The sequence below is a fragment of the Vreelandella zhuhanensis genome (assembly GCF_009793355.1).
Taxonomy (GTDB): domain Bacteria; phylum Pseudomonadota; class Gammaproteobacteria; order Pseudomonadales; family Halomonadaceae; genus Vreelandella; species Vreelandella zhuhanensis.
In genome coordinates, this window is sequence record NZ_WTKP01000010.1 from 53,877 (window position 1) to 79,905 (window position 26,029).

The window sequence follows — 26,029 nt, forward strand, 5'->3', positions numbered from 1 at the left end:
CTTTTAAAATTACATTTCAGTTCAAATACTCATGGAAACGCTATCGATCCGATCCATACTGATTTCAACAAAACATTACACGTAACTTACAAAGAAACGAGAGAGTAACCATGTACAACAAACAGCATTGCCCAGGCGCTTCACAGCGCACCAACGCTTCCAAGGTTACCCAAGCCATTTCTCTTTGCACCTTGGGCTGGGTGGTCATGGCTTTTTCTCTTTCTGCGTCGGCGGAGAAACAGACGCTTATGTCTTCGGGGGTCGATGACAAGACAGCCCAGACATTCATCACTGAAAGCGAAGTGTCGCTGCCCAGTGAAATCCGGTTTTCCGATAGCCGTGCCAATGTTGCGCTAATCAAGCAAATAGGTGATGGCAATACCAACGTGATCAATCAGAACCGAAATAGCGTGGGTCGAGCCAACATGGCTTCCATTTATCAGCGCGGTAACGCCAATGAAGCCACGATCACGCAAGAAGGGTCCAACAACATTGGCTTGGTTAACCAGCAAGGTAACCGCCTGGAGGCCAACATTACCCAGAATGGCAACCAATTCGAATCTCAAGTCCAGCAGTCGGGGCTTGGAGGCAAAGTAAACGTTTCACAATCGGGCAGTGGCTACCGAACCCTTACCGTAGAGCAACTCAGTCCTTCTGGTGCGGGTGCAACAGCCACAATCGTAACCAACTGATACGTCCTTTTCCAAGAAAAAGGCGAATATCAGAAAACCACAATTTCCAGCAAGACCTCAATAATCAAGGGGAATCACCATGAAAATGCAATTGACTACTATCGCAGCCGCCGTTGCTTTCGCCGTATCCGCTTCAGCAGCAATGGCACAAACCGCGCCTGGCTCCACGTTCGATGGCTCACGTGACAAGATTGAAGACATGGAGGGATCGCTTTATGACGGTAGCGGCGCGGGTAGCGATTCTTATATCAACCAGACGGGCAGCCATAATACAAATACTGTAACCCAGTGGGGAACTCAGATTTCCCGCATCAAGCAAGACGGTAATAAAAATACTACCAATGTGACTCAGGATGATGTCACGGGTACCCCCACCATTGCAGCGGGAGATAACTATTCAGATATCTACCAGAAAGGTAACAAAAATACTGCCACTGTCGATCAATTGGACAAGGCAAACGACTCTATCATTAAGCAAATTGGTAATAAAAATACCGCTTCTGTAGACCAGATTGGCTACAGAAATGATTCCTGGGTCGAACAGCGGGGTAATCACAACAAGGCCTATGTAACTCAAGATGGTGACCTGAATGACAGTTATGTCAAATTCGACGGTAATTCCAATTATGCGAACGTAAATCAGACGGGCGAAGAGTTGGACAGCGATATTATCGCTTATGGCAATGGTAACCAGCACTTCGTTAATCAGACAGGTTCTGGTCACGATTCTTTCATCTATACAGATGGAAACCATAACACCCAGATTGTCACTCAGAGCGGAGCTTTTTCAGGTCAGCACTTCTCTCAAATCAAGACCGTTGGAAGCCACAACGTTAACAACGTAAGCCAAGGCCATTAATCCAGGCGGATTATTGACTTAGCAATATCAAGCATTAGAATAAAATTACCGAAGCGCCCTGTTATCAGCAGGGCGCTTTTTTACGCGCTATAAAAATCAATTACCTGAAACATTAATCTGTAACGTGCCCCCTTTGCCTTGGGTGGCCGAGCGCGAGCGATTACCGCCTTTGGCGATATCGACTTCCAGACGCCCTTCGCTAAGCATCGAGACCGTGCCTTCCAGGGCTTCCCCTTCATAGGTGTATTCGGCGGGCACCGTGCCATTGTCTTCCTGGTATTCTTGAATCTCACCGTCCTGGGTCACCTGCCAGCGCGCCGAATAGCGCGTTTCAGGCGAGCCGGTGATGCTGATATGGATCCGATTTGCGTCACTCACGGGGTTCTCCTTCTGTTCTGCGTGGGCATTTATGGATAATAGTCCGCTGCCCAAGCCGATAACCAGCAGGGCGCTGCGGTATACATTCATCATGATGAATTTCCTCGGGTTCGTCGTTGCCAACTCAGGTACGGCATAGCCCGTTATGGACACACCTGCTACCTATACGACAAAGGCCACACCCGAGCGGTGTGACCTTTGTGAGTATAGCGTTTAACGCAGATACTACATTAAGTTACATTAATGAAAATGCCTTTTCAGCGGCGTCCAGCGTCAACTGAATATCCTCGGCAGTATGAGCGCTGGACATGAAGCCGGCCTCGAACGCCGAAGGCGCGAGGTAAACACCTTGATCGAGCATGGCGCCGAAGAAACGCCGGAAAGCTTCCGGGTCGCAGGCCGTCGCTTGAGCAAAGTTGTCCACACGCGATTGGGCGGTGAAAAACACCCCGAACATCCCCCCGGCATGCTGGGTCAGCATGGGAATTTCGGCGGCGTCGGCGCGTTCTTGAAGTCCTTGACACAGGGTTTCCACGCGCTGGGTTAGCGAAGCATGAAAACCGGGCACCTGCAATTTGGTGAGTAGCGTAATACCTGCGGCCATGGCCAGAGGGTTACCCGACAAGGTACCCGCTTGATAGACCGGCCCCAGCGGGGAGATTTGCTCCATGATCTTGCGTTTTCCGCCGAAGGCACCCACCGGCATTCCGCCCCCCACGATCTTGCCCAGGCAGGTCAAATCCGGCGTAACCGCGTAATGCGCTTGAGCACCGCCCATGGCTACCCGAAAACCGGTCATCACTTCATCGAAAATCAGCACACTGCCGTGCTCGTTGCATACCCGGCGCAAGGTTTCCAGAAAGTCCGCCTGGGGGGGAATGCAATTCATGTTGCCGGCCACCGGCTCGACGATGATGCAGGCAATCTCATCGCCAAGTTCGCTGAAGCACTGCTCGACGCCTTCCGGGTCGTTGAACGAAAGCGTGATGGTATGTTCGGCAAGCGAGGCGGGCACCCCTGGAGAATTGGGCACTCCATGCGTCAAGGCGCCAGAACCGGCCTTGACCAACAGGGAATCCGAATGGCCGTGGTAGTTGCCTTCGAATTTGACAATCTTGTCGCGACCGGTAAATCCGCGTGCCAGGCGAATCGCCGACATCGTGGCTTCAGTACCCGAGCTGGTCATGCGCACCATCTCGATACTGGGGATCATTTCGCAGATCAAGTCGGCCATGGTGGTTTCAATGGCCGTCGGGGTACCGAAGGAAAGACCATGATCCAAGCGGGCGCGCACTGCGGCCAGTACATCCGGATCGGCATGGCCAGTGATCATCGGCCCCCAGGAACCCACGTAATCCACGTAGCGGTTGCCTTCTACATCAAACAGATAAGCGCCCTGGGCACGCTCCATGAATACCGGCGGGCGATGCAAACCCTTGAAGGCGCGCACGGGTGAGTTGACACCACCGGGAATATGGCGGCTGGCGAGTTCGAATAATTCGGCGGATGTTGTCATCATGCCCTCATTGATCAGAATAAAAAATTACCCCTCGCGATGTAAACGACAGGGCAAGGATTGTCCTTGGGACGGTCGATAGCCCCGGGATAAGGCCTGCCAGGTAAAGCGCTGGGCTTGCTCACAAGCCATGGGTAAACGCTCACCTACCGCCAGGCGCGCGGCCAGGGCGGCGGCCAAGGTACAGCCGGAGCCATGAAAGCTGCCTTCCAGGCGCGGCCATTGCCACTGGCGTGTGGTTTCCGGCGCATGCAGCGTATGGGTTACCACCTCGCCTTCACTGCCCGGAATGGGATCATCGGTTCCGGTCACCAGCACCGCCTGGCAGCCTTGTCTTATCAGCGCAACGGCACGGGCCGTATCGTCATTGACATTTTGGATCTCGGGGGTCAAACGCGCCAGCTCAAGTCGATTGGGCGTCAAGATATCCACAAGGGGTAGCAGGCGCTGACAAAAGTTATCGATCAAACCCCCTGTGGATAACTCAGCGCCCCCACCAGCTTTAAGCACAGGGTCGACCACCACGGGGATTCCTGGAAAGTCTCGGATCACTGTTTCGACGGCCTGCAAAGTAGCGTAATCAGCGATCAGTCCCACTTTGATGGCGGCGATTTCCATGTCCTTCAGCGCCTCGACCATGGCATGGATAAGCGCCGGGGCCACCGGCATTACCTGAGACACATTCCGACAGTTCTGTACGGTCAAGGCCGTTGGAATGGTGAATGCCCAGCCACCACAGGCGGCAATCGTTTCACTGTCGGCAATAATACCGGCACCACCGGTGGGGTCATGACCCCCTAGCACCAGTACAACCGGGGGTAATGGAGTCCCCATCAATAGGGTTTCACTATCGCCAGCACGATAATGATGATCAGGGCGATCACCGGAAACTCATTGAACCAACGGAAAAATATGTTACTCCGTGTGCAGCGATCTTGAGCGAACTGCTTGAGATAAATGAGACACACATGATGGTAGGCAATCAATATCACCACCAGCAATAACTTGGTATGCAGCCAGCCTTGCGTGAACCAGGAAGGCACCAGGTATAAAAGCCAGCCACCGAACAGGATCACCGCAATCATGGAAGGCGTCATGATGCCGCGATACAGCTTGCGCTCCATGGTCTTGAAATACTCGATGGCTTGATGGTCGCCTTTATCACGCGCCATGGCGTGATACACATATAAGCGCGGCAAATAGAAAAGGGCGGCGAACCAAGTCACCATGGCGATCAGGTGTAACGCTTTTATCCAGTCGTACATGCAAATTCCTTAGGGTTGTTCATCCAGTCGGCCCGGTGTCGGTGTAACGATAATACCGCTCTATGGCACCGCGGGTGATGATACCGGAAATTCGTTTCTGCTTGGGCCGGTGCCCGTGCACCACGTAAAGGGCGCCAAGCGCATCGTTTTGCAAGGCAAGAAAGGCCTCGGAAAGCGTCGCTTGCAAACCGATGGGGGCCATTTCCAGGCGCTTTCCGGGAATTTCCAACAAGTCGATCAAGCCGTCCGCATTCAAGCCTTCATAGTGATCCGGGGCATCTTCATGATCGATCATCCAGCGCGCCAGTTCTGCCGCCTTCAACGCCAGCACCGGTTTATCTTCGGTCGAACGCTCGATCACCAGCCATACCGGATTGCTTTCCAATAACCGCCGGGCCTCCTTCGGGGAAAGCATCCGCGTGGTACGTTTGACACTGCGTTCCATCACCGCCGGTACGGAAACCCGGGAAAGCACCTGCATCAAAGGCTGCTGCAAGGGATGCCGACCATACGTCGAACTGATGAAAAATCCTTCACAACCGGCAAGCTGACGCGAAGTGAGACAAGCCACCACCACCGCCAACATGCCCGGCAACATGATAGTGGGGTTATGAGTCAGCTCGAGGAGTGCCATCAACGCGGCTAACGGTGCCTGGAGAACCGCCGCCATCATTGCGGCCATTCCCAGCATCGCGTAGACGCCAACCCCGGAGGCAATTTCCGGCCAGATAAGCGCTCCAAGCAAACCGCTCAAGGCACCACTCGCCGCCCCGACTACCAACACCGGGCCGATGATTCCGATGGGAATGCCACTGGCAACGGTCAAAGCGGTAAGCAGCAGCTTGGCGATGATCAAGGCCAACAGGACGTCCACACTCAACTGCCCATGAAGGGCTGCGGCCAGGCTGTCATAACCGATCCCTTGCACCTGGGGATACCACAAGGCGACCCCTGCAGTAGCACCCCCCACCAAGGCCAAGCGTAGCCACAAGGGCAACCGAGTAATACGGGGGCTACTCGACACATGAATGAATACGCCTGCCAACAGGCCAATCATCAACCCCATCAATACCACCCAGGGTAGATTGATCAAGGAGCCCAGAGAAATATCGGGAACCGGGAAGGCCGCTTCACTGCCATACACCAGTTGGGCCACGAGCGCCCCCATGGTAGAGGCCAGCATCACCGGCATGAAGCTCATCAGGGTGTATTCCATCATGACCACTTCCATGGCGAAGATGACCCCGGCAAGCGGTGTATTGAACGAAGCGGAGATACCGGCGGCGGTACCGCAGGCCACCAACACCCGCAGACTGTTATGCGGCAAGCGCAGCTGTTGCCCGAGCCCGCTGGCGGCTGCCGCCCCCAGATGAATGGCCGGGCCTTCACGCCCCGCGGAAAGCCCACCGAGTACCGACACTACCCCCACCCACCATTGGTTGAGCCAGTTACGCAACGGGAAGCGGCCTTGATGGTAAGTCAGCCGTTCAATGACATGGCTGACACCCAGCTTGCGTGCGGTGGGTTTCTGGCGCCATAGCAAGACACCGATAAGACACACCGTGACGATTGGCAGCAGCGCACGAAACCAGGGGGCCAAGCCTTCGAAGGCTTCCGGGTTGCCTTCGGGCATATAGACATTGGCACCCCAATTGAGCAGCAAGCGAAACCCCACCATCAAGGCGCCGGTGATGACCCCGGAAACTATGCCCAGCACACATAACTGAGGCAACGCATCGACATTGGCCAGTTGGCGACGAAAACTCTCCAGCGTGAAATCCGAACGTGAAAAACGCGACACGACCACCTTTCCTTGATTGCAAAGTTCTTAAGACCAATCCTGTGACAGAAAACCCGAGACAGTGCTCTCGAAATAAAGACATCCGAGGTGCTGATGCCGCAATACCGCTATTAGCTTGCCCTCTTGTGTATCATAGCGACTAACCCTTCGACAGTCCGGCAGATGAGTTTGGCCGGTTGTCTCAATGTGAAAACGCCAAGGAGTTCATCGTGATCAAGGTCGGAATCGTCGGCGGCACAGGCTATACCGGTGTCGAACTGCTACGCTTGCTGGCGCATCACCGCGACGTCAGTGTCGAAGTCATTACCTCACGTTCGGAAGCCGGGATGGAGGTCTGCGACATGTATCCCAACCTGCGCGGCCATTACGACAACCTGACATTCAGCGAACCTGACGCAAAACGCCTGGGCGCCATGGATGCGGTCCTCTTCGCCACCCCGCATGGGGTCGCTCACGCCCTGGCCGGTGAACTACTCGCCCAAGGCACCCGAGTGATCGATCTTTCCGCTGATTTTCGTCTGCGCGATGCCGAGGAATGGGCACGCTGGTACGACCAGCCTCATGGTGCTCCGGAGCTGCTGCAGGGAGCGGTTTACGGCTTGCCCGAAATGCACCGCGAGCGTATCAAGTCGGCACGCCTGATTGCGGTGCCCGGCTGTTACCCCACTGCCGTTCAGCTGGGTTACCTGCCGCTGCTCGAAGCCGGCTTGATCGACCCGACCCAATTGATTGCCGATTGCAAATCCGGGGTCACCGGGGCCGGACGCGGTGCCAAGGTACCCTCGCTGCTGGCCGAAGCCAGCGAATCAATGAAAGCGTATGGGGCATCGGGACATCGCCACTTGCCGGAAATCCGTCAAGGGTTGAAAGATATTGCCGGTAGCGACACCGGCCTGACTTTCGTGCCACACTTGACGCCGATGATACGCGGTATTCACGCCACGCTTTACAGCCAGCTGACAGCTGAACCGGAAGACCTCCAGGCCCTGTTTGAAGCCCGCTACGCCAACGAGCCGTTCGTGGATGTGTTACCCGCCGGTAGCCATCCGGAAACGCGCAGCGTCAAAGGCACCAATACCTGCCGTCTGGCGGTGCATCGTCCGGGTAACGGCAACACCGTGGTGGTACTGTCCATCATCGACAACCTGGTAAAAGGTGCGTCCGGACAAGCCATCCAGAATCTCAATCTGATGTTCGGCCTAGATGAGCGCAGTGGTTTGGACGCGCCTGCCGTGATGCCCTGACAGGTTTCTCACGAACTTCCAAGGCCCAGTAAAAGTTGACCCTTTTACTGGGTATTACCGATAATCCCCTTATTAGCTAATCATGTTTTTTTCCTTAAAGCTCGCGGGAGGTACCCATGAGCGGTGCAGAATCTTTTGTTCCCACACCCCTGTTGCTATCTGACAGTGCCCGAAAACGTCTTCAGGCGTTAATCGCCGAAGAAAATAACCCTGGCCTCAAACTACGGGTGTACGTCACCGGTGGGGGCTGTTCCGGTTTCCAATACGGCTTCGACTTCGCCGAAGACGTCACCGAAGACGATACCCTGATTCCATTCGGTGAAGTCTCGCTGGTGGTCGACCCGCTTTCCTATCAATACCTGGTCGGCTCCACCGTCGATTTTGAAGAAGGCCTGGCTGGTGCTCGTTTTCGCATACAGAACCCTAACGCTACCACCACATGCGGCTGCGGCGCTTCCTTCATGGTGTAAAGAAGCCAGCCAAAAAGCTTGATCGCCCACCAAGACTGGCCAAGGCGTCAATACAGCGTTGGCGTAATGCAATGTCGCTAACTTGACGCCTTGGGGGTTTCTCGCCACTGTTAATCAGGCATACGATTAAAATCGATTGTTGAGCACGCCTGGCGTCGCTGAGGCAATCGGCCGTTAACAGATCACGGGGGACACCTATGAGACCTTCTCGCATGACTTACCTGGCATTACCTAAAACCGCATTGGTCGCCGCCGTCGCACTAGGCTTGGGCAGTGCTTCCGCCGCCATGGCGCAAACACCCACCGTCAATGTGGTCACCGATCCTAGCTTCGTGCCGTTTGAGATGATGGATACCGATACCGGTGAAATGATCGGCTTCGACATGGATATCATCAATGAAGTCGCCGAACGCGCCGGATTCGATATCAACCTGACCACCATGGAATTCAACGGCATCATTCCCGCCGTCCAGACTGGCAATCAGGAAATCGCCATCGCCGGGGTTACCATTACCGAAGAACGTGCCGAAATCGTCGACTTTTCCGACCCCTACTACGATAGCGGTCTGCGCATCATCGTACGTGCCGACAACGACAGCGTTGAAACGATTGATGATCTCGCCGGCATGGATATTGCCACCAAGATCGGTTCGACAAGCTACGATTTTCTGACCGAAAAATTTGGCGACGATACCGATATCACCCCTTATCCCGGCACGTCCGACATGTACATGGCTCTGCTGGGACGCAATGTTGATGCGGCATTCTATGATGCCCCCAACGTCGCCTATTTCTCCAAGACGCGTGGGGAAGGCCGCACCAAGGTGGTCGGCCCCTTGTATGAAGGCCAACAGTACGGCATCGTTTTCCACAAGGGCAGTGACTGGGTGGAACCCACTAACGACGCTCTGGAAGCCATGCGTGACGACGGCACCTATGCCGAGATTTATGAAAAATGGTTCGGCGAAGCGCCCAGCGCGGAATAATCCTTTCCTGATCTGACGCTTTTGCTGGCCACCCCCAGGGCCGGGCGGTAATCCCCCCGGCCCTGTCTCGTGGGTGGCTGGCTTTTCGCCTATGTCGGTATCACCGGCAATCACCGATGACTGACCTCTCGGGAGGTAACGTTTGTGGAAATCACTTTTCAATTTGATTGGGCAGCGGCATTTGGTTCGATTCCGCATCTCCTCCCCGGCGTCCCCTGGACCTTACTGATTTCCTTTGGTGGCCTCGCCATCGGCTTTTTCATCGGCATCCTGTTCGGTCTGTTACGTATCAGCCCCTTGCGCTGGCTACGCTGGCCGGCAATCGTGTATGTCGAAGTGTTCCGTGGCACGCCTATCCTGGTTCAGGTGCTGTTTATTTTCTATGGCTTGCCCCAATTGCTGGGCAGTCCGATCAATGCGCTCACCGCCGGTATAGCCGCCATTGCGGTCAATTCCGGGGCCTACATTTCGGAAATCGTGCGGGGTGGCGTGCAATCGATCGAACGCGGGCAACGTGAAGCGTCGCTTTCCCTGGGGCTTTCTCGTTCTCAGGCCTTTCGCTACGTCATCTGGCCCCAGGCTTTCCGACGCATGATTCCGCCTTTGGGTAACCAGGGCATCATCAGTATCAAGGATACCTCGCTGTTCTCGGTGATCGGCGTCGGCGAGCTGGTACGTCAGGGGCAGATTTACATCGCCACGACGTTTACCGCTCTGGAAGTCTATTTCATGGTGGCCCTGATGTACCTGGTCATCACCTGGACGCTTTCAATCCTGCTGCGCCAACTCGAGCGTAGGGGCCTAGCCGGACAATAAGGACTGCTGCGATGAATGATGATGCAACCCAACCCATCGTGCGCATGCAGGCGCTGAACAAGCATTTCGGCGACCTGCACGTATTGAAGGATATCGATCTGGAGATCGTTCCCGGTGAAGTGGTGGTGGTGATCGGGGCCAGTGGCTCGGGCAAATCCACCTTGATTCGCTGTATCAACGGCCTTGAAGAATACCAGCTGGGCAAACTGGAAGTCGATGGCAGCCAGCTTCTACCCTTTGGCAAGAGTAACCGCGCCTTGCAGCGTATCCGTACCGAAGTCGGGATGGTGTTTCAGCAGTTCAACCTGTTTCCGCATCTCAGCGTGGTCGAGAACATAACGCTCGCCCCGATGAAAGTACGCGGCTGGAGCCGCGCCGATGCTCTGGAAACCGCCAACCGCCTGCTCGAGCGGGTGGGAATCACCGACCAGGCCCACAAATATCCCGCTCAGCTTTCCGGCGGCCAACAGCAACGCGTCGCCTTGGCGCGTGCCTTGGCCATGGAACCCCGCCTGATGCTGTTCGATGAGCCCACCTCGGCATTGGACCCAGAAATGATCGGGGAGGTATTGGACGCCATGCGTGAGCTCGCCAAGGAAGGCATGACCATGGTGATCGTGACGCACGAAATGGGCTTTGCGCGTGAAGTGGCCGACCGGGTCATCTTTATCCATCAAGGTGAGATCACCGAACAGGGAGAGCCCGAAAGCCTGTTCGATAACCCTCAACACGAACGTACCCAGTCGTTTCTTTCACGGGTTTTGACTCACTAAACCCTTCGTTTCGGCATGCAATACATGCCAAATGACCGGCCTATCCTCGTGATAGGCCTTTTTTTTGCCTGTGGACAACTTTATTTTTGGCTAGCGGGAAAACCTTGCCCAGGCAGAGCATGGTAGGCACGAAGGGAAGAATAAGGGCACTTGCAAAATTGTTCACAGGTGCGGTAGCAACTAGGGTATGGAGCGGTGGATAAGCAGTGAATTATTGGCCCTGTGGATAAAGCGCCTTTTCATCCACAGGAGTTGCACCGTTAATCAGCAGGTAGTGCCCTGCTTTTACTCTCGATCATCAACAACGTAACAACCTGATTTTTATAAATTTAAATGGATTAATAACAGATTTTGCCCTCAGTAGTAATTACAACAATAATAGAACTTCTTTATTTATACTTATATTGTTATTTAATACTGGAGTCACTGGCTGACAGGGTGTGGAAAAACCTGACGGTTACCCACAGGAGGTTTATACTGCCCAGCTTCATTTTGAATACCGCCAAGGGAGAATCCTTGCCGGTTGATCACATCGCGCCGTCATCGGTGCAAGACGAGGTGTCTTTTGAATTACCCCGACCGCTTTGACGTCATCGTCATCGGCGGTGGCCATGCGGGAACCGAAGCCGCACTGGCCTCCGCTCGCATGGGCAGTCAGACCCTGCTGCTGACCCACAACATCGAAACCCTGGGGCAAATGTCCTGTAATCCGGCAATTGGCGGGATCGGCAAGAGCCATCTGGTCAAGGAAATCGATGCCTTGGGGGGAGCCATGGGACTTGCAACCGACCTCGGTGGTATCCAGTTTCGTGTGCTCAATGCCCGCAAAGGCCCGGCAGTTCGAGCGACAAGAGCCCAAGCCGATCGCATCCGCTACAAATCCGCGATCCGGGGAATGCTGGAAAACCAGCCCAACCTGACGTTATTTCAGCAAGCGGCAGGCGATCTGATTGTGGATAACGACAGCGTTTGCGGTGTGGTTACAGAGACTGGCATTCGCTTTCTGGCTAAGACGGTCGTGTTATCCACAGGGACTTTTTTGGGTGGTGTTATCCACATCGGTCTGGACCAGAGCCGCGGCGGCCGGGCCGGCGACCCACCTTCCAATGCGCTTGCCGAACGTCTGCGCGCACTTCCATTTCGTGTCGACCGGCTAAAAACCGGAACACCGCCGCGCCTGGATGCCAAGACTGTGGATTTCTCGGGGCTCGAAACTCAGCCGGGAGATACACCCACTCCCGTGATGTCGTACATGGGCAAGCAGGAAATGCACCCAGCGCAGGTCAATTGTCATATCGCGCATACCAACGAGCAGACCCACGACATCATCCTCGCCAACCTGGAACGTTCACCGATGTATTCCGGGGTGATCGAGGGGGTTGGGCCGCGTTACTGTCCTTCGATCGAAGACAAGGTGCATCGTTTCGCCGACAAGAACAGCCATCAGGTGTTTATCGAACCTGAGGGGCTGGATACCCATGAGCTTTATCCCAACGGCATTTCGACCTCGTTGCCGTTCGATATTCAGCTCAAGGTAGTCCGCTCGATCAAGGGGCTGGAAAACGCCCATATCACCCGGCCCGGCTATGCCATCGAATATGATTTCTTTGACCCCCGCGACCTCAAGCATTCGCTGGAAACACGGTTTATCCACAACCTGTACTTTGCCGGACAGATCAACGGCACCACCGGCTATGAAGAAGCCGGGGCCCAGGGCCTGCTGGCTGGGTTGAATGCCGCGCGCCGGGCCCAGGGCCTGGACGCCTGGTGGCCTCGCCGTGACGAGGCCTATCTCGGCGTTCTGGTCGATGATCTGATCACCCTGGGCACCAAAGAGCCCTACCGCATGTTCACTTCACGAGCGGAATATCGTTTATTGTTGCGTGAAGACAATGCTGATTTGCGTCTGACCGAGATCGGTCGCGGGCTTGGGCTGGTCAACGACCAGCGCTGGCAAGCATTCAGTATCAAGCGCGAGGCAATCGAGACGGAAAATCAGCGGCTGGCGTCGCTTTGGGTGCATCCGGGGAGTGCCGGTGCTGCTGAATTGGAAACCAAACTCGGCAAACCCTTGAGTCGCGAATACCGGGTAAGTGATCTGCTCAGGCGCCCGGAATTGAGTTACCAGGACCTTGCCCTGCTTGATGGCGGCAAGCCAGTCGATGATCCCCAGGTGGCGGAACAGGTCCAGATCCAGGCCAAATACCAAGGCTATATCGAGCGTCAGCAGAACGAGATCGACAAGCTCAAGCGCCATGAAGCCACAGCGTTACCCGAAACCCTGGATTACCATCGGGTGGAAGGGCTGTCTCATGAAATCCGCCAGAAGCTTGAAGAGGCGCGTCCTGCCACCTTGGCGCATGCCGCGCGCATTTCCGGGGTCACCCCGGCTGCGGTGTCGATACTATTGATTCACTTGAAAAAACGCCGTTTGCTGGATGAGACTAAGGTGGCCAACGGATGACACCGCTTGCCCTGTTGCGCTCACAACTGCCTGACTCCGCCGTTGCGCGGCTGAGTCAAGGCCTGGCCGAACTACAGCTTGAGGTCACCCCGGAACAGCAAGAACGGCTACTGGGATTGCTGGCGCTGTTGCACAAGTGGAACCGGGCTTATAACCTCACCGCAGTACGTGACGTCGACACCATGGTGTCGCGTCACCTGCTCGACAGCGCTGCCGTGCTGCCTTTCGTCAAGGGACCGCGTCTGCTGGACGTGGGGGCCGGGCCTGGTTTTCCCGGCCTGGTGCTGGCAATTCTTGCGCCCTCACTTGAGGTCACCCTGCTCGACAGCAACGGCAAGAAAGTACGTTTTCAGCGTCAGGCAGTGATGGAGCTGGGACTGACCAATGTCTCTCCGGTACAGGCACGGGTGGAAAGTTTTGCCCAGGGACAGTTCGATCAGGTCATTTCTCGCGCCTTTGCCAGCCTGGCCGACTTCATCGCCATGACGCGCAAACTTCCGGCAACGGATGGCCAGTGGCTGGCGATGAAAGGCCCCGGTGCGGATGAAGAGTTACGCCAGTTTACCGACCATGATCAAATGCCCGAGGGTATTCGATTGCACAGCCGGCATAAACTGAACGTGCCCTTTGAAAGCGCCGAGCGGCAGCTGTTGATTCTCACCCAGCAAGGAGTGGAGTAAGTGAGCCAGATCATAGCCCTGACCAACCAGAAAGGCGGTGTCGGCAAGACCACCTCGGCGGTCAACCTGGCCGCCGGCCTTGCATCGCTCAAACATCGGGTGCTGCTGGTGGACCTTGATCCCCAAGGCCATGCCAGCATGGGCAGCGGTATCGACAAGCATGGCCTCGATACCAGCGTGCTGGATGTCTTGCTGGGTGAGGTCGCGGCACAGGCGGTGATCAAGTGCAAGACGCCGGCGGGGTTCGATGTCCTGCCGAGCAATGGTGACTTGACTGCCGCCGAGGTGGAGCTGCTCTCGCGCGAACCACGTGAAGCCTGCTTGAAAGATGCCTTGCAAGGCGTGGCCTCGACCTATGACGTGGTGCTGATCGACTGCCCGCCATCGCTCAACATGTTGACGGTGAATGCGCTAACCGCCGCCGATAGCGTGCTGATTCCCTTGCAGTGCGAGTTTTATGCCTTGGAAGGTCTGTCAGCGCTGCTCGATACCATCGAGCAGATCAAGCAGAGTGTGAATCCCAACCTCAAGATTGCCGGCATCCTGCGTACCATGTACGACAAACGCATGAGCTTGACACGAGAAGTGGACAAACAGCTGCGTGAATTTTTTGGCGATGCCCTGTTGAAAACCACGATTCCACGTAACATCAAGGTCGCAGAAGCACCCAGCTACGGTCTTCCGGTGACTCAGTACGCGCGTTTTTCCAGGGGCAGCCAGGCATACCGCGTGCTGGCCAAGGAAATGATTCGCCGTTTGTCGTTGTAAAGGGTCGTTGTTTTTTCAGGTACCGTTTTTCAGGTACCTTTTTCAGGTGCAGTGATACGCCGCAGTAGGGTTATAAACGTGAGGAATGAGCGATGACGCGTAAACGCGCTCTGGGACGTGGCCTGGATGCCCTGATCGGCGCCGGTGCCCGTCGTCGAGAAAGTCTGGAGGTTTTCGGCAAGGAATTGGCCGGTAAGGAACTGGCCGGCGCCGACCTGTTCGGCGCGCCACTCGCCGCTGAGGAAGGTCTGGGTACGTCTGAATCTGATATTGAAGCCCCCGAAGTAGCCAAGGACCGCCTCGACTATTTGCCTCTGGGTCAGCTGTCTCGGGGCAAATATCAGCCTCGCCGTGATATTCAGCCTGAAGCGCTGGAAGAACTCGCCGATTCCATTCGTGCTCAGGGCGTGATGCAACCCATTGTGGTGCGTCCGACCGGAACCGACCGCTATGAAATCATTGCCGGGGAGCGCCGCTGGCGCGCGGCCCAGCTTGCTGAACTCGACGTCATCCCGGCGGTGATCCGCGAAGTCACCGATGAGGTCGCCCTGGCATTGGCGCTGATCGAGAACATTCAGCGGGAAAATCTCAACGCCATCGAAGAAGCCCTGGCCCTCAAGCGGCTGGGAGAGGAGTTTTCCCTTACCCAGCAGCAGGTAGCCGATGCGGTGGGTAAATCCCGCACTCAGGTAGCCAACCTCCTGCGCCTGTTGGCGCTGGACCCGGAAGTGCAGACGCTGCTTGAACGTGGTGATCTGGACATGGGGCATGCCCGGGCACTGCTGAGTCTTCCCGGGGTCAAGCAGCGCCAGATAGCGCATGAAGTCGTCAATAAGGACTTGACCGTAAGGGCTACCGAAGCACTGGTAAAAAAATATCAGCTGCAGGGAGAACCGGCCCGTGCGGAAAGTAGTCGTCCGCAGCTTCCGGACGTGGCTCGCCTGGAAACTCAGCTGGGCGAGCTGCTAGGCGCGCCGGTCGCCATTCAGCATGGCAACCGTGGCAAGGGGAAACTGACCATTCGCTATACCAGCCTGGAAGAACTCGACGGAATTCTGGAACATATTCGCTGAACCTGATCAGAAAATCGTGAGCAAACCAAAGAATGTTGACAATAATTCCCCCTTTGGTCGCAAGTTAGTCGCTCAAAGGGCAAAAACGCCATAGCTTTGGTTGAAGGTGTGATAGGGCTTCCCTATAATCCGGCGGGGTTTGCCTGATTGTGGCGGGAGTCAGCCTGTAGACGTAATACCTGCCCTGCGGAATGTCGACACATGCATAAAACGAATTCAGTACAGCGTCGACGCATGGATTTCAGGCGATTGTTTCTAGCCCAGGGACTCGCGATACTGGTTACAATGGGCATTGCAGCTTGGTGGGACGGTCTGGAAGGGTTGGTATCGGCGTTGCTGGGTGGTCTGGTAGGCCTGTTGCCTTCGGTATATTTCGTGTGGCGCGGCTCGCGGCAGCGAGGAGGCAAGACCCCGCGTGCCAAGGCGCTCAATTTTTATCAGGCAGCGATGGGCAAGTTTGGTTTGACGGTGGCATTGTTCGTTGTGGTGTTTATTGCAGCGCCCCCTTCAAACCCCGCTTTCTTTTTTAGCGCTTATGTGGCGGTAGTACTGATGCATTGGCTAGCACCTTGGCTAATGCCTGGAAACCGTCCAATTGACTTGAGGTGAAATTTCCATGGCAGCAGGAAACGACGTCACACCAACGGCTTATATACAGCACCATTTACAGAATTTGACCTTCGGCAATCACCCGGAAAACGGCTGGTCACTGGCGCATTCCGCACTGGAAGCGCGTGAAATGGGTTTCTGGGCGATTCACCTGGACACCATGGGCTGGTCGATTGCCATGGGTGTGCTGTTTATCTGGGTCTTTCGCAAGGCGGGAAAAATCGCCACCACAGGCGTACCCGGAAAACTGCAGAATGCTGTCGAAATGGTCATCGAATTCATTGAAAACCTGGTACAAGGGGCATTCCATGGGCGTAACCCGCTGATTGCTCCCCTGGCCCTGACCTTGTTCGTCTGGATCCTGTTGATGAACACCCTGAAGCTCATTCCGATCGATTATTTCCCGGAACTGTTCATGCGTCTCGGCGTGGATTACATGAAGATCGTTCCCACCACCGATCCTAATGCCACCCTGGGCATCGCTTTGGGCGCCTTCTTCCTGATTCTGTACTACAGCATCAAGGTCAAGGGCGTGGGCGGTTTCGCCAAGGAGCTGTCCTTGACACCGTTCAATCATTGGGCGCTGATTCCTTTCAACCTGTTGCTGGAAATCATTGCCCTGCTGGTCAAGCCCTTCAGTCTGGCCATGCGTCTGTTCGGCAACATGTTCGCCGGGGAAGTCATCTTCATCCTGATTGCGATGCTGCCTTTCTGGGCCATCTGGCTGCTGGACGTGCCTTGGGCGATTTTCCACATCCTGATTGTGGTTCTCCAGGCCTTCATCTTTACCGTGCTGTCCGTTGTGTATCTTAGCTCTGCACACGAACAACACTGAAACGAGCAATGCTTGCAATACGTTAACCCTTAACCTCAACCCTTAACTGCAAACCTCAACTTGAGAAAACTAGGAGCATTACCATGGAACTCATCTACGTTGCTGCTTCACTTATGATCGGTCTAGGTGCCCTGGGTACCGGTATCGGCTTTGCTATCCTGGGTGGCAAGCTACTGGAAGCCACCGCGCGTCAGCCGGAACTGGGTGACCAACTGCAAACCAAAACCTTCCTGATGGCGGGTCTGCTGGATGCTGTACCGATGATCGGTGTGGGTATTGCGATGTACCTGATCTTCGTTGTTGCCGGTTAATGAGCCTACCGGGCGGCTTACCCGCTCGGTTTTGTTTCACTCCGGTCGCCACGAACCTGTCAGAGGTACATCCCTGTGAATATCAACATGACGCTTATCGGGCAGACGATCGCCTTCGCGATCTTTGTCTGGTTTTGCACCAAGTACGTGTGGCCACCACTCAGCAATGCGCTCAACGAGCGTCAGAAAAAAATCGCTGACGGCCTGGATGCGGCTAGCCGGGCATCGCGTGATCTTGAGCAAGCTCAAGAACAAGCGGCTCAGACGTTGCGAGAAAGCAAGGAACAGGCTTCACAAATTCTCGAGCAAGCCAATAAGCGCTCCGCGCAGATTGTCGAGGAAGCACGCGATCAGGCACGCGCAGAAGGCGAGCGTATTATCGCCGGCACGCGTGCCGAGATAGAGCAAGAAATCAATCGTGCCAAGGAAGAGCTTCGTGCCCAGGTGTCGCACCTTGCGATCATCGGTGCCGAGCGTGTTCTGGAAGCTTCCATCGACGAGAAAGCGCACCGCAAGTTGCTTGATGAGCTTGCTGCCGAACTGTAAGGAGGTGAATCATGGCGGAACTATCCACCGTCGCTCGTCCTTACGCCAAGGCGGCGTTCGAGTCTGCCCGTGACCAGGAGTCATTTGACCAATGGTCACAAGCACTCAATTTGCTGAGTCACGTCATCGCCGATACGGACGTTCGTCGCCTGCTGGGAAGCCCCAAGCTCGACAATGAACAGAAAGTATCGCTGTTGGCGGACATGTCGCCAAATGACACCAATGACGCGATTCGTCGTTTTCTTGACACCTTGGCACAGCATCATCGCTTGATGGCTCTGGGCGAAATTGCCGAGCAGTTCGAGCAGCTTCGCGCCGAGCACGAAAAGCGTATCGACGTCACCGTGGTCTCAGCTTACGAGTTGAACAGCAAGCAAAAAACCAAGCTGGCAGGCGCGCTCAAGAAACGTCTGAATCGCGAAATCTCCATTACCACTCAGGTAGACCCGGCGCTGCTGGGCGGTGTAATCCTGCGTGCCGGCGATACCGTCATTGACGGCTCGGTACGTGGTCGATTGAACCGCCTTTCTGAAGCGCTTTCCGCCTGAGTCTGAGGGACATGGCATGCAGCAACTGAATCCTTCCGAGATCAGCGACATCATCAAGCAGCGTATCGAAAAGCTTGACGTCGCATCCGAAGCCCGCAATCAGGGCACCATCGTCAGCGTTTCCGACGGTATCGTGAAAATTCACGGCCTCGAAGACGCTATGTTCGGTGAAATGATTGAATTCCCCAATGGCGTCTACGGCATGGTGCTCAACCTGGAGCGCGACTCCGTGGGTGCCGTTATCCTGGGTGATTACCTTCTGCTTCAAGAAGGCATGACCGCCAAATGTACCAGCCGTATCCTTGAAGTGCCGGTGGGTCCTGAGCTGATCGGCCGTGTGGTCGATGCTCTGGGTAACCCCATCGACGGCAAGGGTGATATCAATGCCAAGCTGACCGATGCGGTGGAAAAAGTCGCTCCGGGCGTCATCACCCGTCAATCCGTTGACGAGCCGATTCAGACCGGTCTGAAATCGATCGACGCCATGGTGCCGATCGGCCGCGGTCAGCGTGAGCTGATCATCGGTGACCGTCAGATCGGTAAGTCGGCGATTGCCATCGATGCGATCATCAACCAGAAAGGCACGGGCGTGACCTGCGTCTACGTGGCGATCGGTCAGAAGCAGTCGACCATTGCCAACGTGGTGCGCAAGCTCGAACAGCATGGCGCCATGGAACACACCATCGTCGTCGCGGCCGGTGCTGCCGACCCGGCGCCGATGCAGTTCCTTGCGGCTTACTCCGGCTGCACCATGGGTGAGTACTTCCGCGACCGCGGCGAGAATGCCCTGATCGTCTATGATGATCTGTCCAAGCAGGCCGTGGCGTATCGCCAGGTTTCTTTGCTGTTGCGTCGGCCGCCGGGTCGTGAAGCCTATCCGGGTGACGTCTTCTATCTCCACTCCCGCCTGCTGGAACGTGCGGCACGGGTCAACGTGGATTACGTCGAGAAATTCACCAACGGTGAAGTGAAAGGCAAGACCGGTTCCTTGACCGCACTGCCGATCATCGAAACCCAGGGCGGCGACGTCTCGGCCTTCGTTCCGACCAACGTGATTTCGATCACCGATGGTCAGATCTTCCTCGAGACCAACCTGTTCAACTCAGGCATCCGTCCGGCCATCAACGCCGGTCTTTCGGTGTCGCGTGTGGGTGGCTCGGCGCAGACCAAGATCATCAAGAAACTCGGCGGCAGCGTGCGTCTGGCACTGGCTCAGTACCGTGAGCTGGCGGCATTCTCACAGTTCGCCTCGGATCTTGACGAAGCGACCCGTAAGCAGCTCGAGCACGGCCAGCGTGTCACCGAGTTGATGAAGCAGAACCAATATTCGCCGCTCTCCGTGGCTGAAATGGCGCTGTCGCTGTATGCCGCCAACGAAGGCTACCTGGATGATGTCGAGGTAAACAAGGTACTGGATTTTGAACGTGCGCTGCACGACTTCATGAAGTCCGAGTATTCCGAGCTGCTCGACAAGATCAACCAGACCGGCGACTACAACGACGAGATCAAGGACGGCTTGAAGTCGGGTCTCGAGAAGTTCAAGGCGACTCAGAGCTGGTAATGCTAAGGGCTTGCCTGCTAGCGGGTGGGCCGGCATGCTTTCTGATAGCCACGAACGAAAGGTAGATCGCTATGGCAGCTGCAAAAGAGATACGCACCCAGATCGGGAGCATCAAGAACACGCAGAAGATCACCAGCGCCATGGAAATGGTCGCTGCATCGAAAATGCGTAAAGCACAAGACCTGATGAGGGCCAGCCAGCCTTACGCCAGGCAGATCCGTAATGTTGTGGGCCACATTGCCGATACCAACCCCGAGTACAAGCACGACTACATGGTCGAGCGTTACGAGGTGAAGCGGGTCGGTTATATCGTGGTATCCACCGATCGCGGCCTGTGCGGCGGCTTGAACCACAACCTTTTCAAAGCCCTGCTGAAAGATGCCAGCGGATGGAGAAAGGAAGGCGCGGAGCTGGATTTTTGTGCTCTGGGTGCCAAGGCCAGCACCTTTTTCCGCAATTATGGCGGTAATCTGGTGGCGGCCAAGAGTGGGCTGGGGGAATCCCCCACGGTTGAGTCCTTGATCGGTAGTGTCACGGTCATGCTCGAAGCCTATGACCAGGGGAAGATTGACCGCCTGTACGTGGTGTACAACGAATTCGTCAACACCATGACGCAAGCACCGGTGGTGCGTCAGCTTCTTCCTCTGTCAAGCGAGATTGGCTCGGACGAAACGACGCAAGACGCTGAAAACGCCCGTCCCGGAAGCTGGGACTACCTGTATGAGCCGGATGCCAAGGCGTTGCTGGATAGCCTGCTGATTCGCTTCATTGAATCCCAGGTATATCAGGCGGTGGTGGAAAATGGGGCCTGCGAACAGGCGGCCCGCATGATCGCCATGAAGAGTGCCACCGACAATGCCGGTGGTCTGATCGACGATCTCGAGATGGTGTACAACAAGGCCCGTCAGGCGGCCATCACCCAGGAAATCTCCGAGATCGTAGGCGGCGCCGCTGCCGTATAGCGTCAGGGAAGGATCGACCTTCCCGGCAACCAGGTTTCATTTGCAGGTTTTTGAGAGGAACCAAGATGAGCGGACGTATCGTACAAATCATCGGCGCGGTGATTGACGTAGAGTTTCCGCGGGACAATGTTCCCAAGGTCTACGACGCGCTGAAGGTCTCGGATGTCGAGACCGTGCTTGAAGTCCAGCAACAGCTGGGCGACGGTGTGGTGCGTACCATTGCCATGGGCTCCACCGAGGGGCTCAAGCGTGGTATGGAAACGAAGGACACCGGGGCTGCGATTTCCGTGCCAGTCGGCACGGAAACCCTGGGCCGGATCATGAACGTGCTCGGCGAGCCGATCGACGAAGCAGGTCCGATCGGTGAGCAGGAACGCATGCCTATCCACCGCAAGGCCCCCGGCTATGCGGACCAGGCAGCCTCCAACGAGCTGCTGGAAACCGGTATCAAGGTCATTGACCTGGTCTGCCCGTTCGCCAAGGGTGGCAAGGTCGGTCTGTTCGGCGGCGCGGGTGTGGGCAAGACCGTCAACATGATGGAATTGATCCGCAACATCGCCACCGAGCACAGCGGTTATTCCGTGTTCGCCGGGGTGGGTGAGCGTACACGTGAGGGTAACGACTTCTACCACGAAATGACTGAATCCAACGTTATCGACAAGGTAGCGCTGGTTTACGGTCAGATGAACGAGCCGCCCGGTAACCGTCTGCGTGTAGCGCTGACCGGCCTGACCATCGCCGAAAAATTCCGTGATGATGGCCGCGACGTCCTGTTGTTCGTCGACAATATCTACCGTTACACCCTGGCGGGTACCGAAGTATCCGCCTTGCTGGGTCGTATGCCGTCTGCGGTAGGCTACCAGCCGACCCTGGCGGAAGAGATGGGCGTTCTTCAGGAACGTATCACCTCGACCAAGACTGGCTCGATCACCTCCGTACAGGCCGTTTACGTGCCCGCGGATGACTTGACCGACCCGTCGCCGGCGACCACCTTCTCGCACCTGGACGCCACCGTGGTATTGGCGCGTTCGATTGCCGAATTGGGTATCTATCCGGCCATCGATCCGTTGGATTCCACCTCGCGTCAGCTGGATCCGCTGGTGGTGGGTGAAGAGCACTACAATACCGCGCGCGGTGTACAGAACGTGCTGCAGCGTTACAAGGAGCTCAAGGATATCATCGCAATTCTGGGCATGGATGAGCTGTCTGATGAAGACAAGCTAGCCGTGGGCCGTGCGCGTCGTATCCAGCGTTTCCTGTCGCAGCCGTTCTTCGTTGCCGAGGTTTTCACCGGGTCGCCGGGTAAATACGTGTCACTGAAAGACACCATTCGTGGCTTCCAGGGCATTCTCAATGGTGAGTACGACGACCTTCCGGAGCAGGCCTTCTACATGGTCGGTTCGATCGACGAAGCCGTCGAGAAAGCCAACCAGATGAAGAAGTAATCCCGTCCATCAGGGGGATTCGCTATGGCGAACAGCTTCACATGCAATATCGTCAGCGCTGAAGCGTCGATTTTCTCGGGCCCCATCGAGCAAGTCGTCGCCTCCGGGATCATGGGTGACCTGGGCATTTTGCCGGGTCACGCCCCGTTGCTGACTGAGCTTCAGCCGGGTCCGGTGCGGGTATTTCACGACGATGGCAAGGAAGAGCACTTCTTTGTCTCCGGCGGTTTCATGGAAGTGCAGCCGAGTGGTGTCACCATTCTGGCCGATGCCGCTTCACGTGCCGCTGACCTCAATGAGGCCGCTGCCGAAGAGGCTCGTCAGCAGGCGCTGAGAGCCCTCAACGAGAAATCAGCAGAACTCGACTACGGTCGTGCTGCTGCGGATCTCGCGGAAGCCATGGCTCAGCTGCGTACCATTCAGCAGTTGCGCAAAAAGGCCGGCAAAAGCTAACTTGCCGCGCCGGCATAAGACGCTCCTCGCTCCCTATCGTGATGACAGGGTTCGAGGGGCGTTTTTTTTGTCTGGTATGATGGTTCCTCACGGCGAAATGTCGTCAATGGCCGTAAGCGCTAAGGGGATGAGCAATGTCATTGAATGATGAAAGCTTGCAAGAAACCAAAGAGGAGCTTCTCGAGGCGTTGACCCAGGAAGTACCTCACAAGGAGCTCTTGGCGGAACGCTTGTCGGAACTTCGTTCGGCGGATATTGCCGAGATTCTCGAAGACATCGTCGAGGACGACGAAGACCTGCCGAGTGCCCTCACGCTGTTGGACATTCTCTCGCTGGAAAGAGCGGCCAACGTCCTGGGTTACCTGCCGGGTGAAGTCCAGGTAGAAATCGTCGAGAAGCTCAGCGACGCCACCTTTTTGGCCCTGCTGGAAGAAATGGGTTCGGATGAACGTGCGGATTTGTTCAACCTTCTGGATGAGGATCGTCGGGAGGCATTGCTGCGGCAGATGGCTCACCAGGAGCGTGAAGACCTGAAGCGTCTGTCCAGCTATGAAGAGGGCACGGCCGGCGCCATCATGACCTCTGATTATGTTGCCATTGCCAGTGGCATGACGGTGTCGCAGTCAATGATGCGTGTGCGCCAGACCGCACCGGATGCGGAAACCGTCTATCAGATTTATATCGTGGATAGCGACGGCAAGCTGGCCGGTACGATGTCATTGCGTCAACTGATGGTGGCGCGTCCGGGCGCCGTGGTAGATGACATCATGATCAAGGACGTGATCAGTATCCCGGTGGACGAAGCACAGGAGGAAGCTGCCCGCGTGGTGGCGCGCTATGACTTGCTTGCCTTGCCGGTCATCGATGCAGATAACCGTATGGTCGGCATTGTCACGCACGATGATGCTATGGACGTGGCTGAATCCGAGGCCACGGAAGATTTCCATAAAGGGATGTCTATCGGTCAACTGGAAGACGGTGTCGGTCGTGTACCGATCTGGAGTCTGTACCGTAAACGGGTCTTCTGGTTGGTATTGCTGGTGTTTGCCAATTTGTTTTCCGGCGCCGGGATTGCTTACTTTGAAGAAACCATTGCCGCCCAAGTGGCGCTGGTGTTCTTCCTGCCGCTGCTGATCGGCAGTGGAGGCAACGCCGGTGCCCAGGCCGCCACTCTGATGGTGCGGGGTATGGCCACGGGGGATGTCGGCATCAAGGATTGGGGTAAGCTGCTGGGGCGTGAACTTCTGGTCGCGGGGTCGTTGGGTATCACGATGGCGATTGCCGTCACCCCCATCGGCATCATGCGCGGTGGTGACGCCGTAGCGGTGGTGGTGGCACTGAGCATGGTCATCATCGTGCTGTTCGGTAGCCTACTGGGGATGTGCCTGCCCTTTGTGCTGGAGCGGTTCAAGGTCGACCCGGCCACGGCATCGGCACCTCTGGTCACCACCTTGATCGATGCCTCAGGGGTATTGATCTATTTCAGTATTGCTACGGCGATTCTGACCACCGCCTAGCGTGCCATTACCTTGACTATCTCTATTTCTCCCAACCAGCTCAGATCGTTGGCCATCGACTTGAGCTGGGTGGGGAGGCTTTCCAGTGTTTCATCAAGACTGTCATCAGAATCGTCATCAATGATCAATGAAACCGAGACCTTGTCATTCAAGTAATGCAGCTGTAGTGCGGTGAGAGCGTGCCAGATAGGTAAATGCGACCAGCGGTGGCCCAGAGCTGTTTCTACGTCGGGGCGCAGCGGTAAACCGGGAAACCGGCTGGGATCACCCTTGCCTTGGTCGTCTTCGGGGTCGATGTGAAAGGTCACATCGGTCAATGCCGGGTAGGTGCGCCTCAGACGCCGGCTGACTTCATTACCGATCTCATGAGCCTCCGAGACACTGATGCGCGAGCCTACCACGACATGCAGATCGACCATGGCCCAGCCCGCCGATTGGCGCGTTCTCAGATCATGCACGTTTTCCACGCCGGGCACGCTCTCGGCTACCTCGTGCATCTTGTGTTGCGCATCTTCGGGCAAGGCGGTATCCACCAGTTCCCGGGCGGATTCCCACAACAGATCCCACCCCACCTTGCCCACCAGCAGGCCGACGATCACTGCGGCAATCGCATCCACCCAGCCGGCACCAAACTGTGCGGCGAGCATCGCCACCAGTACCACGGCGGTCGAAAGCACATCCGAGCGTGAATGCCAGGCATTGGCTTCCAGCAACCGGGATTTGACGCGCTTGGCAACGCGCATGGTGTAGTGGAACAGCCATTCCTTGGCCAAGAGAGCCGCGACGGCCAGCGAGATAGCCCATATTCCCGGCGGAGATACCTGGGCTCCGCTGAGCAAGCGGTGCAGGCTGGACCAGGCAATCCCTCCGGCGACGAAGATCAGCACACTACCGAGTAACAGGGTCGCCAAGGTTTCGATCCGACCATGGCCGTAATGATGATCCTGGTCGGGGCCTTGGCGACCGTAATGGGTGGCAGCCAATACCATGCCGTCAGTGATCAAATCGGAAAAGGAATGAATGCCATCGGCGATCAGTGCCGCCGACCCCACCAGTACACCGGCGATCACCTTGGCGATACTGAGTAAGCCATCCAGCCAGGCGGCAATGTAAGTGGCGCGCTTGGCCTCGTGGGTATTTTGGATCTGTGATGCCATGGAGTGACTCTTTACCAACGTCGCAAGGAATTCCGGTTAACGATATTAAGGCTTCGTCGTTCACATCGCTACTGTAAGCAATGTACGATTGAACCCTCTGACGATTCATTCAAAGAATAGAATCGCGGATTCCCATCACTCTCACGCGCTTTGTTGCCAAAGCGTGGAGAGCGTGACCGGAGTTCGCGGTGTGCGAGTCGGCGTTTGCGAGCTCACACGGGCAGTAGCCTTGCGGCCACGCCCTTGGTAAACAACATGGCCCCGGGCGGCGATGTTATAAGCGGCATTAAGGTCCGCGTG

General features: G+C 56.1%; 27 protein-coding genes. 21 read left to right on the forward strand and 6 right to left on the reverse strand.

The features are described 5' to 3' along the window. Positions 1–110 precede the first annotated feature (110 nt). Positions 111–692, forward strand: coding sequence for a hypothetical protein (locus tag GPM19_RS13510; RefSeq protein ID WP_160419546.1), 582 nt, complete (start codon positions 111–113; stop codon positions 690–692). A 79-nt stretch (positions 693–771) separates the two neighbouring features. Beyond that, positions 772–1,551: a curlin subunit CsgB gene (locus GPM19_RS13515; RefSeq protein ID WP_160419547.1), complete on the forward strand. Its 780-nt coding sequence runs from the start codon at positions 772–774 to the stop codon at positions 1,549–1,551. A gap of 96 nt (positions 1,552–1,647) precedes the next feature. Here the strand turns inward: GPM19_RS13515 and GPM19_RS13520 are convergent, their stop codons facing one another. The 5 genes from GPM19_RS13520 to GPM19_RS13540 all read right to left on the reverse strand — a co-directional run bounded on the left by GPM19_RS13520 (position 1,648) and on the right by GPM19_RS13540 (position 6,511). Then, a complete protein-coding gene (locus GPM19_RS13520) occupies positions 1,648–1,929 on the reverse strand; it encodes a hypothetical protein (protein ID WP_160419548.1) in 282 nt (93 codons plus the stop codon). Positions 1,930–2,164: 235 nt separating this feature from the next. Then, positions 2,165–3,445 (reverse strand): glutamate-1-semialdehyde 2,1-aminomutase, encoded by a 1,281-nt coding sequence (gene hemL, locus GPM19_RS13525; RefSeq protein WP_160419549.1) that lies wholly within the window; start codon positions 3,443–3,445, stop codon positions 2,165–2,167. A 27-nt stretch (positions 3,446–3,472) separates the two neighbouring features. Next, positions 3,473–4,279, reverse strand: a complete 807-nt coding sequence (gene thiD / locus GPM19_RS13530) for a bifunctional hydroxymethylpyrimidine kinase/phosphomethylpyrimidine kinase (protein ID WP_160419550.1) — start codon at positions 4,277–4,279, stop codon at positions 3,473–3,475. Further along, positions 4,279–4,710 (reverse strand): protoporphyrinogen oxidase HemJ, encoded by a 432-nt coding sequence (hemJ, locus tag GPM19_RS13535; protein WP_160419551.1) that lies wholly within the window; start codon positions 4,708–4,710, stop codon positions 4,279–4,281. Before hemJ ends, thiD begins: the two co-directional genes overlap by 1 nt. A gap of 19 nt (positions 4,711–4,729) precedes the next feature. Continuing rightward, positions 4,730–6,511 (reverse strand): chloride channel protein, encoded by a 1,782-nt coding sequence (locus GPM19_RS13540; protein ID WP_160419552.1) that lies wholly within the window; start codon positions 6,509–6,511, stop codon positions 4,730–4,732. Between the two features lie 209 nt (positions 6,512–6,720). Here GPM19_RS13540 and argC point away from each other — a divergent pair, with 209 nt between their 5' ends. The 19 genes from argC (at position 6,721) to mgtE (ending at position 24,572) form a co-directional block, all read left to right on the forward strand. Then, positions 6,721–7,755: an N-acetyl-gamma-glutamyl-phosphate reductase gene (argC, locus tag GPM19_RS13545; protein ID WP_160419553.1), complete on the forward strand. Its 1,035-nt coding sequence runs from the start codon at positions 6,721–6,723 to the stop codon at positions 7,753–7,755. A gap of 116 nt (positions 7,756–7,871) precedes the next feature. After that, positions 7,872–8,225, forward strand: coding sequence for an iron-sulfur cluster insertion protein ErpA (erpA, locus tag GPM19_RS13550; protein WP_160419554.1), 354 nt, complete (start codon positions 7,872–7,874; stop codon positions 8,223–8,225). A gap of 212 nt (positions 8,226–8,437) precedes the next feature. Beyond that, positions 8,438–9,211, forward strand: coding sequence for a transporter substrate-binding domain-containing protein (locus GPM19_RS13555; protein ID WP_160419574.1), 774 nt, complete (start codon positions 8,438–8,440; stop codon positions 9,209–9,211). A gap of 144 nt (positions 9,212–9,355) precedes the next feature. After that, positions 9,356–10,027 (forward strand): amino acid ABC transporter permease, encoded by a 672-nt coding sequence (locus GPM19_RS13560; protein WP_114486352.1) that lies wholly within the window; start codon positions 9,356–9,358, stop codon positions 10,025–10,027. Between the two features lie 11 nt (positions 10,028–10,038). Continuing rightward, the gene (locus GPM19_RS13565; RefSeq protein WP_160419555.1) at positions 10,039–10,800 is read left to right on the forward strand and encodes an amino acid ABC transporter ATP-binding protein; all 762 of its coding nucleotides are present in this window, start codon (positions 10,039–10,041) and stop codon (positions 10,798–10,800) included. Between the two features lie 565 nt (positions 10,801–11,365). Next, positions 11,366–13,264 carry a tRNA uridine-5-carboxymethylaminomethyl(34) synthesis enzyme MnmG gene (gene mnmG, locus GPM19_RS13570; protein WP_160419556.1) on the forward strand — a complete coding sequence of 633 codons (1,899 nt, stop codon included), beginning with the start codon at positions 11,366–11,368 and terminating at the stop codon, positions 13,262–13,264. Beyond that, entirely contained in the window at positions 13,261–13,944 is a 684-nt protein-coding gene (gene rsmG, locus GPM19_RS13575) for a 16S rRNA (guanine(527)-N(7))-methyltransferase RsmG (protein WP_160419557.1), read from the forward strand. Before mnmG ends, rsmG begins: the two co-directional genes overlap by 4 nt. Further along, on the forward strand, positions 13,945–14,712 hold the full coding sequence (locus GPM19_RS13580; protein WP_160419558.1) for a ParA family protein: 768 nt from the start codon (positions 13,945–13,947) through the stop codon (positions 14,710–14,712). Between the two features lie 92 nt (positions 14,713–14,804). Continuing rightward, positions 14,805–15,785 carry a ParB/RepB/Spo0J family partition protein gene (locus tag GPM19_RS13585; RefSeq protein WP_160419559.1) on the forward strand — a complete coding sequence of 327 codons (981 nt, stop codon included), beginning with the start codon at positions 14,805–14,807 and terminating at the stop codon, positions 15,783–15,785. Positions 15,786–15,986: 201 nt separating this feature from the next. Beyond that, a complete protein-coding gene (locus tag GPM19_RS13590) occupies positions 15,987–16,394 on the forward strand; it encodes an ATP synthase subunit I (RefSeq protein ID WP_160419560.1) in 408 nt (135 codons plus the stop codon). A gap of 7 nt (positions 16,395–16,401) precedes the next feature. Beyond that, a complete protein-coding gene (gene atpB, locus GPM19_RS13595) occupies positions 16,402–17,229 on the forward strand; it encodes a F0F1 ATP synthase subunit A (RefSeq protein ID WP_160419561.1) in 828 nt (275 codons plus the stop codon). 83 nt (positions 17,230–17,312) lie between these two features. Continuing rightward, on the forward strand, positions 17,313–17,540 hold the full coding sequence (gene atpE / locus GPM19_RS13600) for a F0F1 ATP synthase subunit C (RefSeq protein ID WP_160419562.1): 228 nt from the start codon (positions 17,313–17,315) through the stop codon (positions 17,538–17,540). 75 nt (positions 17,541–17,615) lie between these two features. After that, positions 17,616–18,086, forward strand: a complete 471-nt coding sequence (locus GPM19_RS13605; RefSeq protein ID WP_160419563.1) for a F0F1 ATP synthase subunit B — start codon at positions 17,616–17,618, stop codon at positions 18,084–18,086. 11 nt (positions 18,087–18,097) lie between these two features. Beyond that, positions 18,098–18,634 carry a F0F1 ATP synthase subunit delta gene (locus GPM19_RS13610; RefSeq protein WP_160419564.1) on the forward strand — a complete coding sequence of 179 codons (537 nt, stop codon included), beginning with the start codon at positions 18,098–18,100 and terminating at the stop codon, positions 18,632–18,634. A 16-nt stretch (positions 18,635–18,650) separates the two neighbouring features. Further along, complete coding sequence (atpA, locus tag GPM19_RS13615) at positions 18,651–20,195, forward strand: F0F1 ATP synthase subunit alpha (protein ID WP_160419565.1); 1,545 nt, start codon at positions 18,651–18,653, stop codon at positions 20,193–20,195. A gap of 71 nt (positions 20,196–20,266) precedes the next feature. Beyond that, positions 20,267–21,157: a F0F1 ATP synthase subunit gamma gene (atpG, locus tag GPM19_RS13620; RefSeq protein WP_160419566.1), complete on the forward strand. Its 891-nt coding sequence runs from the start codon at positions 20,267–20,269 to the stop codon at positions 21,155–21,157. A gap of 65 nt (positions 21,158–21,222) precedes the next feature. Then, positions 21,223–22,602 (forward strand): F0F1 ATP synthase subunit beta, encoded by a 1,380-nt coding sequence (gene atpD / locus GPM19_RS13625; RefSeq protein ID WP_160419567.1) that lies wholly within the window; start codon positions 21,223–21,225, stop codon positions 22,600–22,602. Positions 22,603–22,626: 24 nt separating this feature from the next. Further along, positions 22,627–23,055 carry a F0F1 ATP synthase subunit epsilon gene (locus GPM19_RS13630; protein WP_160419568.1) on the forward strand — a complete coding sequence of 143 codons (429 nt, stop codon included), beginning with the start codon at positions 22,627–22,629 and terminating at the stop codon, positions 23,053–23,055. A gap of 134 nt (positions 23,056–23,189) precedes the next feature. After that, positions 23,190–24,572: a magnesium transporter gene (mgtE, locus tag GPM19_RS13635; RefSeq protein ID WP_160419569.1), complete on the forward strand. Its 1,383-nt coding sequence runs from the start codon at positions 23,190–23,192 to the stop codon at positions 24,570–24,572. Here the strand turns inward: mgtE and GPM19_RS13640 are convergent. Continuing rightward, the gene (locus tag GPM19_RS13640) at positions 24,569–25,729 is read right to left on the reverse strand and encodes a cation diffusion facilitator family transporter (RefSeq protein ID WP_160419570.1); all 1,161 of its coding nucleotides are present in this window, start codon (positions 25,727–25,729) and stop codon (positions 24,569–24,571) included. The genes mgtE and GPM19_RS13640 overlap by 4 nt on opposite strands. Between the last annotated feature and the right edge of the window lie 300 nt (positions 25,730–26,029).